Origin of the sequence: Flavicella sp. (assembly GCF_037132785.1) — a bacterium.
Lineage (GTDB): Bacteria > Bacteroidota > Bacteroidia > Flavobacteriales > Flavobacteriaceae > Flavicella.
Genome location: NZ_JBAHZZ010000185.1, coordinates 1 through 14101, shown reverse-complemented (window position 1 = coordinate 14101; position 14101 = coordinate 1). Strand labels below are relative to the sequence as shown.

The 14101-nt window shown below is 31.5% G+C and carries 11 protein-coding genes and 1 pseudogene; 9 read left to right on the top strand and 3 right to left on the bottom strand.

Annotated elements, in window-relative coordinates:
* Positions 1–973: 973 nt before the first annotated feature.
* Complete coding sequence (locus V5787_RS11735; RefSeq protein WP_336893394.1) at positions 974–1594, top strand: L-threonylcarbamoyladenylate synthase; 621 nt, start codon at positions 974–976, stop codon at positions 1592–1594.
* Here V5787_RS11735 and V5787_RS11730 read toward each other — a convergent pair.
* Together V5787_RS11730 and V5787_RS11725 are read right to left on the bottom strand one after the other, a co-directional pair.
* Positions 1591–2589, bottom strand: coding sequence for a glycosyltransferase family 2 protein (locus V5787_RS11730; RefSeq protein ID WP_336893393.1), 999 nt, complete (start codon positions 2587–2589; stop codon positions 1591–1593). The two genes, V5787_RS11735 and V5787_RS11730, sit on opposite strands and share 4 nt — an antisense overlap.
* A 111-nt stretch (positions 2590–2700) precedes the next feature.
* Positions 2701–3144: a type I restriction enzyme HsdR N-terminal domain-containing protein gene (locus V5787_RS11725; RefSeq protein ID WP_336893392.1), complete on the bottom strand. Its 444-nt coding sequence runs from the start codon at positions 3142–3144 to the stop codon at positions 2701–2703.
* A gap of 62 nt (positions 3145–3206) precedes the next feature.
* Here V5787_RS11725 and holA point away from each other — a divergent pair, with 62 nt between their 5' ends.
* From holA to V5787_RS11690, 7 genes are all read left to right on the top strand, one after another.
* Positions 3207–4208 carry a DNA polymerase III subunit delta gene (holA, locus tag V5787_RS11720; protein ID WP_336893391.1) on the top strand — a complete coding sequence of 334 codons (1002 nt, stop codon included), beginning with the start codon at positions 3207–3209 and terminating at the stop codon, positions 4206–4208.
* A gap of 231 nt (positions 4209–4439) precedes the next feature.
* Complete coding sequence (gene mnmA, locus V5787_RS11715; RefSeq protein ID WP_336893390.1) at positions 4440–5627, top strand: tRNA 2-thiouridine(34) synthase MnmA; 1188 nt, start codon at positions 4440–4442, stop codon at positions 5625–5627.
* A 7-nt stretch (positions 5628–5634) separates the two neighbouring features.
* Positions 5635–6531, top strand: coding sequence for a 1,4-dihydroxy-2-naphthoate octaprenyltransferase (menA, locus tag V5787_RS11710; protein WP_336893389.1), 897 nt, complete (start codon positions 5635–5637; stop codon positions 6529–6531).
* 31 nt (positions 6532–6562) lie between these two features.
* A complete protein-coding gene (locus V5787_RS11705; RefSeq protein WP_336893388.1) occupies positions 6563–6958 on the top strand; it encodes a hypothetical protein in 396 nt (131 codons plus the stop codon).
* Positions 6959–7259: 301 nt separating this feature from the next.
* Positions 7260–8285 carry a transporter gene (locus V5787_RS11700; protein WP_336893387.1) on the top strand — a complete coding sequence of 342 codons (1026 nt, stop codon included), beginning with the start codon at positions 7260–7262 and terminating at the stop codon, positions 8283–8285.
* A 150-nt stretch (positions 8286–8435) separates the two neighbouring features.
* The gene (locus tag V5787_RS11695) at positions 8436–10925 is read left to right on the top strand and encodes a PIG-L family deacetylase (protein WP_336893386.1); all 2490 of its coding nucleotides are present in this window, start codon (positions 8436–8438) and stop codon (positions 10923–10925) included.
* 123 nt (positions 10926–11048) lie between these two features.
* A complete protein-coding gene (locus V5787_RS11690; RefSeq protein ID WP_336893385.1) occupies positions 11049–12710 on the top strand; it encodes a sodium:solute symporter in 1662 nt (553 codons plus the stop codon).
* A gap of 381 nt (positions 12711–13091) precedes the next feature.
* On the opposite strand, the gene V5787_RS11685 is transcribed toward V5787_RS11690, so the two are convergent.
* A complete protein-coding gene (locus V5787_RS11685) occupies positions 13092–13943 on the bottom strand; it encodes a DUF2911 domain-containing protein (protein WP_336893384.1) in 852 nt (283 codons plus the stop codon).
* A gap of 70 nt (positions 13944–14013) precedes the next feature.
* Here V5787_RS11685 and V5787_RS11680 point away from each other — a divergent pair.
* A pseudogene (locus tag V5787_RS11680) lies at positions 14014–14101 on the top strand (IS1595 family transposase); the annotation flags it as partial.

Sequence of the window (14101 nt, the reverse complement as noted above, 5' to 3'; positions counted from 1 at the left end):
ATGACGTAATAATAATTTGGAATATTTTTTATTCAGATAAGCAATAAAAACAGAAGCATAGCCCCATTACGGTTTTGTTTTTGTGTGAAATATGAATGAAAAAGAAACGAATTTAATGCGTCATTTGAATGTTAAAATGGTATTATACATTCTAGATTATCAAAGAAAATCGATTTTGGAGAAAAATGGTTAGGCGTTTCTTGTTCTAAGAATTACTTTCAAGAAGCCAATCCTATATTTGATATGCTCACTGATTTGAGGGCAAAAGACAAAGCAACAAAATGGACTTCAATTGAAAACATGCGCCAGGTTGTATAGATACCTATTTTAGATGCTTTTAGAAAAAAATCGCTTCGTTTGGACAAAGAAAACTCTAATATTGTAGTAGAAAACTTGGTACAATACTTAATTGGAAATCAAGATTTTTAGAAAGTTATAAAAGGTAATAAAAAAGTTGAAATTCAAGTTTATAATTTACACGGAACTACGAATTTACCGTTTAAAAGAGTAAAACCAAAGGCAAAGATTCCTAAACTAAAATTATCATCTAGATTAATTGAAATTGTTTATCAAGAAAACTCAACAACAACATTGTTGGTTTCTTTAAACGAAGGTTGGCAAATTTCTTTTAGAATTCATAATGCGAGTTCGAGAGTTGAGTCATCTTTAAAATTTGATGTCAATTTGGTAAGTTCGCCACATACGTTATTCACTAACCACATATTTGTGAAAGGATAAGCCAGCGCATAAATCCAGACACCTAACAAAGTACCTCTGTAATTTTGATCGCAAGAAATCTTAGATTTAGCAATTGCAAAGGCTTGTTACAAACGGGAGTGTCTTCCTTTGATATTGTAGATTGTTACGGCTTATTTTACCCAAAGAATAAGTAGTTTTTGTAAAATTATAAAAAACACAGCAATAGAAACAAAATATTTAATGATTACTTTTGTAATATATAAAGAATACGATTATGTCCGAATTAGTGAAAATATACGAAAAGAATATCAGCCCAAGAGTAATCCAGAAAGCAGTAGACGTTTTAAAGAGCGGTGGTTTGATTATTTATCCTACAGATACGGTATATGGTTTGGGTTGTGATATTACAAATAAAAGTGCTTTGCAAAAGATTGCTCAGATTAAAGGAGTAAAACTTGATAAAGCTAATTTTTCTTTTATATGTAAGGATTTGAGTAATTTATCAGATTATGTAAAACAAATAGATAGTTCTACTTTTAAACTTTTAAAAAGAGCTTTACCGGGTGCTTATACTTTTATTTTACCAGGGAGTAAAACTTTGCCAAATTCTTTTAAGAATAAAAAAACTGTTGGAATACGTGTCCCAAATAATAGAATTGCAGTTGAGTTAGTTTCTTTGTTAGGTAATCCAATTGTATCTACATCGATATATGATGAAGATGAAGTTTTAGAATATACTACGGATCCTGAGTTAATTTATGAAAAATGGCAGTCTAAAGTAGATTTAGTTATAGATGGCGGTTATGGTGATAATCATGCATCTACCGTGATTGATTTGACAGGAGATGAGCCAATAGTGTTAAGAGAGGGAAAAGGAAGCTTAGATGTGCTCTAGTTTTCTAGTTTTTTAGACTTACTGACATTCAAAATAAAATGACTCCAAACAATACTAGTTGTGTTGTAGTATTTTAAATTATTGTGCTTAAAGGTTCTTTTTGAAAGCATTTTTCTCAGATTGCCATAAAAACTAAAATGTGATTTGATGATGGCGATCATATGGGAGAGTCTTCCCTGAAGTATAAAACGAAAACCAGCAATTGCATCTAAAATCATTCTTAAAAGAACAAATACAAATACTTTGTTGGAAGGTAAGTTTTTTACTAAAGAATATAGACTGTTCCTAAAGTTTAAAAAGGTTTTGTAAGAATTAGATTCATCTAATGTTGCACCTCCAATATGATAAATAGTAGATGTTCCCACATATTTTATATCATAACCGAGGTTGCTTGCTCGCCAGCATAAATCAATTTCTTCTTGATGTGCAAAATAATCTTCATCAAAGCCATTTAGTTGATGGTAGATCTCAGATTTGATAAAAAAACAAGCACCAGAAGCCCAGTTAATTAGTGATGTGTCGTTGTATTGCCCTTTGTCTTTCTCTAATACATTAAAAATTCGTCCTCTGCAATATGGATAGCCTAACAAGTCAAGATAGCCACCTGCTGCTCCAGCATATTCAAATTTATCTTTGTTTTTGTAATCAAGAATTTTAGGTTGTACAATAGCTGTTTTCGGATTGTTTTTGAATTCTTGTAGTATCGGTTGCAGCCAGTTTTCTGTAACTTCAACATCAGAGTTTACCAAAGCGTATAGAGGAGCATCAATCTTTTTTAATGCGTCGTTATACCCTTTTGCATAACCACCGTTTTCAGGATTAGAAATAATATTGATTACGGGAAATTTTTTCTTTACAAAAGAAATAGATTTGTCAGTAGAAGCATTGTCTGCAATATAAATATCTGCATTCTTGCTGAATTTTATTATCGAAGGTAAAAATTGTTCAAGCAATTTTTTACCATTCCAGTTTAAGATGACTACCGCAATTTTCATTTAATTTTTCCTTAGAAGAAGTTGTAAGAATTATTAGAAACTTCGGTTGCAAAAATACTTTAAATAACTGAGAAATTTAAACTATCAAAACGTAAAAAAATTAGAATTGTATTATTTATAGGAAGGTATGTCTTTTAAAAATGTATAAACTTCTTTTTTTTTGTCTATTTGACAATAGAAATGAGAAAGTCCATTAGTAACAACGAGGTACTTTGCATTTAATTTTAAATTATATCGTGCAATTTGATCAAAAGTACTTTGTGTTATTTTTACTGAAGGAGCCTTACATTCTACGATTATGTCAGGCAATCCATTTTTGTTGAAAATTAAGATATCGGTTCTTTTTTTAAGACCGTTAATGGTTAGTTGTTTTTCAATAGCAATGATAGATTCAGGATATTTTTTTTCGTTTATCAAATAAGAAACATAGTGTTGTCTTACCCATTCTTCAGGGGTAAGAACAATATATTTTTTTCTGAGGTTATCAAAAATCAATCGCTTATTTTCGCTATTTTTGATTTTGAATTTGCAAGGAGGCAAGTTTAAAATTATCATAAAACAAAATTAAGGTTTTTTAAAGGAGAAGCAAGGGGCTTTTACTTATAAAGTGTATACGAATGAATGAGGTAAATCAGATTGTATCAGACATCAAAAAAGGGAATGCTAAACCCATATACATATTGATGGGGGAGGAAACGTATTATATAGATAAAATTTCAGATTATATTGAGCAGAATGTACTTTCGGAAGAAGAACGAGGCTTTAATCAAGTTGTTTTGTACGGAAGAGATGTAACTGTAGATGAAATTATATCACAGGCAAAGCGTTTTCCAATGATGGCAGATAAAACGGTTATTATTGTGAAAGAAGCACAAGAACTTTCCAGGACTATTGAAAAATTGGTTTCTTATGTAGAAAATATTCAGCCCACTACTGTATTGGTTTTGAATTATAAATACAAGACTTTAGATAAACGTAAAAAATTGCATAAAATAGTTTCTAAAGTAGGAGTTGTTTTTGAAAGTAAAAAATTATATGAAAACCAAGTTTCCGATTGGATTAGAAAGGTACTGAATGGAAAAAACTATCAGATGGAACCTAAAGCGGCACAAATGTTAGTCGAATTTTTAGGAACGAGTTTAAGTAAGATCAGCAACGAGTTAGATAAATTGGTTCTAATTTTACCTGAGGGTACTATTATAAGTCCTGATCACATTGAGGAGAATATAGGAATTAGTAAAGATTTTAATAATTTTGAACTTCGAAAAGCAGTAGGAAATAAAAACGTAGTAAAGGCGAATCAAATAATTAATTATTTTTCTAACAATCCTAAAAGTAATCCTACAGTGATGACGGTTTCTCTATTGAATAGTTATTTCACACAGCTTTTAATGTATCACGGTTTGCAAGATAAATCAAAATCTAACGTGGCAAAGAATCTTGGAGTGAGTCCTTATTTTGTCAATGATTATGTGAGTGCTTCAAGAAATTACCCGATGCGAAAAGTTTCTCAAGTAATAGGGCTTTTAAGAGATGCTGATGTCAAAAGTAAAGGTGTAGGAGCTTCAATCTCTCAAAATGATTTATTGAAGGAACTTTTGTTTAAAATCATGCATTAAAATTGGTCTAAATTAAATGCAATGTTTTGAGTAAATCGTTGGGGGTATATGGAAGATCTATTGACTGGTTTTGATGAATCGAATAAAAAATCAGAAAAAGAACTTATTTCTTTAAAAGAGTTAAAGTGTTGAAAAAGGAATAATAGAGGATAGCCGTAATTTAGCTTACTGTTTAGATACTTTTTTTTCAAATAGTATTCCGTATCTTTGCAGTCTTTAAATTTCGAAAAAATGAAACGTGTTGTTGTAGGACTTTCTGGAGGAGTAGATAGTAGTGTTGCTGCTTACTTATTACAAAAAGAGGGATATGAAGTTATCGGTTTGTTTATGAAGAACTGGCACGATGACTCTGTAACCATATCCAATGAATGTCCTTGGTTAGAGGATAGTAATGATGCAATGATTGTTGCTGTAAAATTGGGAATTCCTTTTCAAGTAGTTGATTTAAGTGGAGAATATAAAGATCGTATTGTAGATTATATGTTCCGAGAATATGAAAAGGGACGTACACCCAACCCTGATATTTTATGTAATAGAGAGATTAAATTTGATGTCTTTATGAAAATAGCAATGGAGCTTGGTGCTGATTATGTGGCTACAGGACATTATTGTAGAAAGGGAATATTAGATGTAAACGGAGAGGAGGTTTATCAACTTTTAGCAGGAACGGATACGAATAAAGATCAATCCTACTTTTTGTGTCAATTATCTCAACAACAATTATCAAAAGCATTATTTCCAATAGGAGAATTAACAAAACCTGAAGTTAGAGAGATTGCCAAAGAAATGGATTTAATTACGGCTGATAAAAAAGATTCTCAAGGGTTATGTTTTATAGGGAAAGTTCGTTTGCCTGAATTTTTACAACAAAAATTACAACCCAAAGAAGGAGTTATAGTCACTATTTCTAAAGAATCTGAATTGTATCATAGAGAAATTCCTGAATTCAGTTCAAAAGAAGAAGAATTGAGCTTTTTTGGAGCTAAATTCAAATATGCTATTACAGATGGGAAAACAGTAGCCAAACATCAAGGAGCACATTATTTTACCAAAGGTCAAAGAAAAGGATTGGCTGTAGGTGGAACTATAGAACCTTTGTTTGTGATTGATACAGATGTTGTAGAAAACGTTATTTACACGGGTGAAGGAAAAAATCACCCTGGATTATACCGAAAAGTATTATTTGTGTCTAATGAAGAATTACACTGGATTCGTGAAGATTTAGCATTGAAAGATGGTGAAAGCATGAATGTGAGGTCTAGGATTAGATACCGACAAGTTTTGGAAAAAGCAATTTTGCACAAAGTTGAATCAGGGCTTTATGTAGAATTTGAAAATGCGCAATCTGCAATTACAGAAGGCCAATTTGTAGCTTGGTATTTAGATGATGACTTAGCGGGTTCTGGAGTAATTTCATAATAAAAAAATGATGAAACATTGGATTCAAGCGGCTCGATTAAGAACCTTGCCATTATCGTTATCAGGAATAATTTTAGGAGGTTGTTTGGCTCATAAAAATCAAGTATTTGATATTTGGATTTTTGTACTTTCAGTTTTAACAACGATTGGATTTCAGGTTCTTTCTAATTTTGCCAACGATTACGGTGATGGCGTTAAAGGAACCGACAATGAAAATAGGATAGGACCAAAGAGAGCTTTGCAAAGTGGTGTGATAACAGCCAAACAAATGCTTCGAGGTATTTATATTACAATTGTTTTTACTTTGATACTTGCACTAGTATTGATCTATGTTTCTTTCGGAGTTGAAGATTTTGGATATTCAGTATTGTTCTTTTTTTTAGGAATTGCGAGTATAGCGGCAGCCATAAAATATACCATGGGTAATAAAGCCTATGGGTATAGTGGACTTGGAGATGTTTTTGTCTTTTTGTTTTTTGGATTGTTAAGTGTTGTAGGTAGTTTGTTTTTGTATACTAAAAGTATAGAATCAATTACTTTCTTACCTGCATTTTCTGTTGGTTTTTTAAGTGCCGCAGTGTTGAATCTTAATAATATGCGAGATAGAGCATCTGATATTTTGTCAAGTAAAAACACCTTAGTCGTAAAGTTAGGGGAGGGTAAATCCAAACAATATCATTATTCTCTTTTGATTTTAGCATTTATCTCATCTTTGGTTTATGTTATTTCAGATTATAGAAGTGCATTTCAGTTTTTGTTTTTGATTGCTTTTATTCCAATTGCAATGCATTTTATAAGAGTCACTAAAAATACAGAGGTTATAAAGTTAGATCCTGAATTAAAATTGGTAGCATTAAGTACTTTTTTGTATGCTATCTTATTTGGTATTGGGCAATTTTTATAATTGAATAAAAAACAATAATTTTACATTTAAGATGAAAAAAGAATTTGCAGCTTTGTTTTTTTATATGCTTTATATGGTGGCTATGATGCGACCTATAATGCCTATAATTGAATATTATGCAAATTATGAATATATAGCTACCATACTTTGTGAAAACAGAGACAAACCTGCTTTGGCTTGTAATGGTAAGTGTTATCTGCAAAAGGAATTGAATAAAGTATCTCAAGCTACTTCTCATCAAAATCATAATCATAAGAGTTCTGTCCCTAAGATCGATTTTAGTAAATACCCCATAGCACCTATTTGTGAAAACAAGGTTGTTTATAAAAATATCAAATGTTTTACTTATCATTATTGGAGTACTGCTTCTGGAGTACCTATACATCGAGTGAATTTGATTTTTAGACCACCACTTTCTATAACTTAAATTCGATTCAGCATAACCTGCTGGAAAAAACTCAATTCATTTTTGAATTGAGATATATATCACACTTCCAAAAAGATAAATATCTATGGTTTCTTCTGTATTTAATAAATATGGTTCGAAGGATAATATTGCCTTTTATTCAATGTAATTATTGATGAAAAGTAAATTCCGATAAATCGATTAATTTCTGTTGAGGTCATAAATATGCTCCTTATACCAAATTTAGGGAATATGGATACGCTATTTTGGGCTAATTGGGATTGTGATAAAAAATACAGAAAATTTAATAAAAATATAGAAAATGAAATTAAATATACAATTGCTAATAGTGGGACTGTGCTTGTTTGTACAGCAGATAAATTCACAGAATAAAAAATGGACATCAGGAAGAGCAGACGGACATGCACCTATTGGAGTAATGGGAGATCATGTGCATCACAAAGGTGGATTGATGGTTTCTTATCGTTTTATGAATATGGAAATGAGCGGGAATCTTTCAGGTGATACATCTATCAGTAGCGAAAATATTATAGAAGAAGGATATATGGTTGCTCCTAAAGAGATGACTATGAATATGCATATGTTAGGGCTAATGTATGCTCCATCGGATAAAATTACTTTGTATGCCATGGGGAATATTTTGCAGAGTGAAATGGGTTTAAAAACTAAGATGAAAGAATTTGATACAGAGTCACAAGGGTTTGGAGATCTTAAGATAGGAGCGCTATATCAGTTGTTTAATATGGATAGAGAAACATTGCATTTAAATTTGGGAGTGTCTTTCCCTACAGGAAGCTTAACTGAAACAGGAGTTACTCCGATGTCAGAACCAAACGAAACAAGGTTGGGTTATGCAATGCAATTGGGATCAGGTACTTATGATGTTAATTTAGGTGCAACATATTTAAAACAATACAATACGATGTCATACGGTTTTCAAACAAGCTATTTATGTAGAATAGGTGAAAATTTAGAAGGATATTCTTTTGGAGATAAATGGAATACAACTTTTTGGACAGCTTATAGTTTTTCTAAAAGCACAAGTGCTTCTGTAAGGTTAAATTATGATTATATACAATCTTTAGATGGTGCAGATGCTTCATTTATGAATCCTATGATGGCAACTGTTTTTGATACTTCCAATTCAGGAAGACAGCAGTTAGATATTTCTGTAGGTGGTAATTTTGCTTTTTTTAAAGAAACTTTAAAGGGGTTGAGATTAGCTGGTGAATTTGGAATTCCCTTATACCAGTTTGTAGAGGGTATTCAAATGGATTCTCAATTTAATTTTACTTTAGGACTGCAATATTCTTTAGGAAGACATTAGAGAAAAAAATAAATTAATAAAAGTGGCAAGAGATAATTCTTGCCGCTTTTTTTGTTTATCCTTTTAGGAATAAAGAAAAAGTTAATATTATTTACAGGTGTATTGTGATCTAAAAAATTAGAGTAAATTTGAAAAAATAGTTAAAACTAAATGAGGTACTTGTTGTTATTTGTAACTTATTTTGCTGTTTGCCAATCAATAACTGCGCAAGCTCCAAAAAAGTTATCTTCAAATCAAATATTTGAAAAGTTAGAAAAGTTTAATTTTTTAGGGACTGTCTTATATATTGCTGCACATCCAGATGATGAAAATACGAGATTGATTTCTTATTTTTCAAATGAGGTAAAAGCTAGAACTGTTTACTTGTCTTTAACAAGAGGGGATGGAGGACAGAATTTAATAGGTCCAGAAATTAGAGAATCTCTGGGCGTGATAAGAACTCAAGAACTCTTGGCAGCAAGGAATGTAGATGGTGGAGAACAACGATTCTCAAGAGCAAACGATTTTGGTTACTCTAAACACCCAGATGAAACTTTAGAAATTTGGGATAAAGAAAAGGTTTTGGCTGATGTTGTTTGGGCTATTCGAAGCTTGCAGCCAGATATTATTATCAATAGATTTGATCACAGAACTTCTGGAACTACACACGGTCACCATACAGCCTCTGCTATGCTGAGTGTTGAAGCGTTTGACTTGGCAGCAGATCCTACAAAATATAAAGAGCAATTGGGTTATGTAGATATATGGAAACCAAGTAGATTGTTTTTTAATACTTCATGGCGGTTTTATGGTAGTCATGAGAAATTTAATAAAGCGAACAAGGATAAGTTGTTGAGTTTTGATATTGGTGTTTATTATCCTCAAAAAGGAATGTCAAATAATGAAATTTCTGCTTTAGCAAGTAGTCAACATTTATGTCAGGGTTTTGGAAGGTTATCAGTACGGGGGTCTGAAAATGAATATGTTGAGCTTTTAAAAGGAGACTTTCCAAAATATAAATCTAATATTTTTTCTGGAATTGATACTTCTTGGAACAGAGTAAAAGGTGGTGAAGAGATAGAGAAAATTGTACAACCTATTTTACAGAATTTTAACTTTAGAGATCCATCCGTTCATTTACCTGATTTGATGAGAGCTTATAAGATGGTAAACAAAATTGAAGATTTATATTGGAAAAAATCAAAAGAAAAGGAATTGACTGATATTATTTATGCCTGTGCAGGATTGTATTTAGAGGCTTCTGCAAATATTAGTGCTACAACACCAAATGGAAAAGTTACCGTTTCAATGGAGGTTTTAAATAGGTCAACTGCGGATATAAAATTGCAGACTATTGTTTACCATCCTTCAGATAAGAAAGAAGTTAAAAACGAAAAATTAATTTCGAATAATAAACGATTGTTTAAAGGGGAAATATCGTTGGAAAATGAAAATCTGACGAGCCCATATTGGTTAAATGATGTAGGGACAATTGGGATGTATACGGTAAAAGATCAAGGATTGATTGGTTTGCCTAATACACCGAGAAATATAAAAATAAGTTTTGAATTGCTTATAGAAGGAACCCTTATAGTATTTACAAAAGATGTAGTGTATAGATATGCAAAAAGAGCTAAAGGAGAGTTGTATCAACCTTTTGAGGTTTTGCCTAAAGTAACAGCTTCTCTAAAAGATGAAGTATTGGTTTTTGCAACGAATAAATCAAAAGAGGTGGTTGTTAGTTTAAGAGCTGGAACTGACGATATTGAAGGAACGGTAGAACTCACCTATGCAAAAGGTTGGTCTGTGAGTCCTAAATCTACTTTATTTAAGATAGAGAATAGAGGAGAGGTAGTTGAGTTTAAGTTTATGGTAACTCCTCCTGAAAATCAATCGGAAGAAGAAATTTCAGTAATCGTTAAAATTGATGGTGAAATTTATGACAAGGAGTTGATTGAGATAGCCTATGGACATATACCTACTCAAAGTGTTTTAAAGTACTCTTCAGCGAAAGTTGTAAGAATTGATATTAAGAAAAAAGGAAATACTATTGGGTATATCCAAGGAGCTGGCGATGTGGTTCCAGAGAGTTTAGAACAGATAGGATATTTAGTAAAACGAATACTTCCTGAAAATATAAGTTTGAAAAATCTTCACGACTACGATGCTATTGTTATGGGAATTAGAGCGTATAATACTGTAGATGAATTGCAATTCAAACAAGAAATATTATTAGAATATGTGAAAAATGGTGGGAGTTTAATCGTTCAATACAATACAGCAGGGAGAAGAGGTGTCAATGTTGGAGCTCCTTATACTTTAAATATTTCAAGAGATCGTGTAACGGATGAAAATGCAGTCGTTACATTTTTAGATCAAAAACACCCTATATTAAATACTCCTAATAAAATAACGACAGAAGATTTTAAGGGATGGGTACAAGAGAGAGGGTTGTATTTTCCAAATCAATGGTCGAAAGAGTATATTCCAATTTTAGGAATGAATGACAAAGGAGAATCGATGAAAAAAGGAAGTTTATTGGTCGCTTCTTATGGGAAAGGAATTTATATATATACAGGTTTGAGTTTTTTTAGAGAGTTGCCAGCTGGTGTACCTGGAGCTTATAAATTATTTGCAAATTTACTATCCTATAAAAAATAAAGCAATGAAAAATTCTAGATATAAATGGAAGAAAATTTATACAGTTGTTTTGTTAGTAAACCTTCTCTATATAGTTGTGTTTTATCTTATCATGAATCGATTTTCAATTTAATATAAAGAATTATGCAAATTGTAGATTGGATTGTTTTAATAGGAACGCTTTTGTTTATTGTGATTTATGGATCGTATAAAACAAGAGGAAGTAAAAATGTCAATGATTTTATAAAAGGAGGGAATGAATCAAACTGGTGGACAATCGGTTTGTCGGTTATGGCAACTCAAGCTAGTGCTATTACTTTTTTGTCTACTCCAGGACAGGCATTTAATGACGGAATGGGTTTTGTTCAGTTTTATATTGGTCTGCCGTTGGCAATGGTCATTATTTGCCTTGTTTTTATTCCTATCTATCACAAATTGAAGGTATATACCGCCTATGAATTTTTGGAAGAGCGTTTTGATCTTAAAACGAGGTCGTTAGCGGCAATTTTATTTTTAATACAGAGAGGTTTGGCAGCAGGAATTACCATTTTTGCTCCTTCCATTATATTGTCGGCTGTTTTGGGATGGGATCTAATTCCGTTAAATATCAGTATTGGTTTGTTGGTGATTATTTACACGGTTTCTGGTGGAACCAAAGCTGTAAGTGTAACTCAAAAACAACAAATGGCCATTATTTTTTCTGGAATGTTTATTGCTTTTTATTTGATTCTAGACTATTTGCCAAAGGATATTTCTTTTGTAAAAGCTCTTAAAATTGCAGGTGCAAGTGGAAAAATGGATGTATTGGATTTTTCTTTTGATTTGAATAATCGTTATACGATATGGACAGGTTTGTTAGGGGGGACCTTTTTAATGCTCTCATATTTTGGAACAGATCAAAGTCAAGTACAAAGATACCTGTCAGGGAAATCAGTAAGAGAAAGTCAACTAGGTTTGATCTTTAATGGTTTGTTAAAAATTCCTATGCAATTTTTTATTTTATTAGTAGGGGTATTTGTTTTTGTGTTTTATCAATTTAATACATCTCCGTTGAATTTTAATCCGAAAGCAACTGAGGTGGTTATGAGTTCAGAAAATAAAGCAGCTTATTTAGAATTGAATAAAAAACATATTGCTATTGAAGAGGATAAAAAACAATTATTACATCAGGATTTAAGTTCTGAAAACATTGCGGTATTAAAAGAGTTAAACGCAAAAGACAGAGTTCTAAAAGAAGAAGCAAAAAAAATAATTTCTAAAACAGACGATAACCTCGAGACAAATGACAAGGATTATGTGTTTATTTATTTCATTTTGAACAATCTTCCAAGAGGATTGATTGGTTTACTGTTGGCCGTGATTTTGTCCGCAGCGATGTCGTCTACAGCCTCTGAGTTAAATGCATTAGCGTCTACAACTACGATCGATTTGTATAAAAGAAACGTCACAAAAGATTATGATCAAAATCATTATGTGAAAATGACAAAATGGTTTACACTTGGTTGGGGGTGTTTAGCTATTATGGTAGCGTGTGTTGCTAATTTATTTGATAATTTGATACAGCTAGTAAATATTATTGGATCTGTTTTTTATGGGAATGTACTAGGAATCTTTTTATTAGCTTTCTTTATAAAACATGTAAAAGGAAACGCAGTTTTCTATGCGGCAATTATTACTCAAATAATTATTATTGCAGTATGGTTTTCTGACATATTACCATATTTGTGGTTAAATCTATTAGGGTGTATGATTGTGATGTTGTTGGCTATAATGATACAGTTGTTTACCTCAGAAAAAAAAGTATAAAATAACATTAAAATTTTAATGTCATTTTTAGATTATCCTGATTTAAAAGCTACCGAATGGAAGTTATGTTTAAGTATTTTCATTCCTGCCTAGGTTGCTGTCTAATACGAATCAAATACGTCATTTGAATGTCAAAATGGTATAAGTTACTATAGATTTAGGTTTGTTTATTAGATGTAAAATTACTGGTGGTATTTATATTGAAGGATGTTTTGGGTATTCTTTTGGAAGTAGTCTAGCGCAGGGTAATCAAATATAAATAGATTTGGTATTGCTATTTATGATGCAATCTATACGAATATTGGAAAGGTCTATTTCGCTAAGTTTTAAACTACAAAAGTCCGATTATCCTAAGCAATCGGACTTTTTTATAAAATATATTTATAAAGCTTCCCATTCTTTTAAAGATGCTTCGTTCATTTTTATATAAGCTTTGTTTTTTACTTCTTGTGCAAGTTTTAAAGATTTTTTAGCCGCTTTGATTGCACCTTTTATGTCTCCTGATTTTGCGTGAATTAGAGATTGTTTTCTGATCATCCAAAATTTAGGTTTCTCTTTTTGTTGTTTTACTGCTTTGTCAATCCATTTTTTTGCTTGTTGAATATCTTTGCCGCTTTCAAAATAGTATACTGCTGCAGCAAAGTAATCATTTGTTTCTGGTTTATTATTCATGGTATTTTGAATTCCTTCCATAACAATTCTATCGGTAGGTACTTCAAAAGGGATGGCGATATAAGTTTTGTCCCAAAGAATTTTCAAGACACCACCGTTTGGTTTGATATTGTTAAATGCTAGGGTTAAAGTTTCAACAGAAAGAGGAATAGCTACTGATTTTACTTTTGTCTTTGCTATGATTTTTGAATCATCCCACTTTTTTGGAATTCCCCAGTTTTTGGTTTCGTTATAAAAGAAAATTTCCCAAGAGTCTTTATTAGGGATTGTAAATAATGCATAAGTTCCTGCTTTTAATTCTTGTCCACCTATCGTTATTTCAGTGTCAATTGTGATGGTTGTATTTTCGTTAGCGCCTGTTCTCCAAATTTCTCCAAAAGGAACTAAGTCACCAAAAATGGCTCTTTCTTTTACTCCAGGTCGTGAGTATTTAACGGTAAGGGTTGTCATTCCAATTTTTTGAATAATTGTTCCAGAAGGACTTGCTTGAGGAGTTTTTACTTGAGCTGTTAGTGAGGTAGTTAGGGTTATCGTAAATAAGGCTAAAATGAATTTTTTCATATGTAAGAATTTAAATTTTCTGAGTTAGTCATTTAGTTTCTGTATCTTAGTGTCCTTAAATATAACAGATATGGATGTTTTTCAAGGTCAAAATATACTGAGTTTTATAAAAGAACTACCAAATGATGAAGCTTGTAAGGCTTATTTAGCCAAAATAA

Coding starts and splice junctions, on each gene's coding strand:
- V5787_RS11735 (WP_336893394.1), top strand. CDS start 974: ATGTCCGAATTAGTGAAAATATACGAAAAGAATATCAGCCCAAGAGTA.
- V5787_RS11730 (WP_336893393.1), bottom strand. CDS start 2,589: ATGAAAATTGCGGTAGTCATCTTAAACTGGAATGGTAAAAAATTGCTT.
- V5787_RS11725 (WP_336893392.1), bottom strand. CDS start 3,144: ATGATAATTTTAAACTTGCCTCCTTGCAAATTCAAAATCAAAAATAGC.
- holA (WP_336893391.1), top strand. CDS start 3,207: ATGAATGAGGTAAATCAGATTGTATCAGACATCAAAAAAGGGAATGCT.
- mnmA (WP_336893390.1), top strand. CDS start 4,440: ATGAAACGTGTTGTTGTAGGACTTTCTGGAGGAGTAGATAGTAGTGTT.
- menA (WP_336893389.1), top strand. CDS start 5,635: ATGATGAAACATTGGATTCAAGCGGCTCGATTAAGAACCTTGCCATTA.
- V5787_RS11705 (WP_336893388.1), top strand. CDS start 6,563: ATGAAAAAAGAATTTGCAGCTTTGTTTTTTTATATGCTTTATATGGTG.
- V5787_RS11700 (WP_336893387.1), top strand. CDS start 7,260: ATGAAATTAAATATACAATTGCTAATAGTGGGACTGTGCTTGTTTGTA.
- V5787_RS11695 (WP_336893386.1), top strand. CDS start 8,436: ATGAGGTACTTGTTGTTATTTGTAACTTATTTTGCTGTTTGCCAATCA.
- V5787_RS11690 (WP_336893385.1), top strand. CDS start 11,049: ATGCAAATTGTAGATTGGATTGTTTTAATAGGAACGCTTTTGTTTATT.
- V5787_RS11685 (WP_336893384.1), bottom strand. CDS start 13,943: ATGAAAAAATTCATTTTAGCCTTATTTACGATAACCCTAACTACCTCA.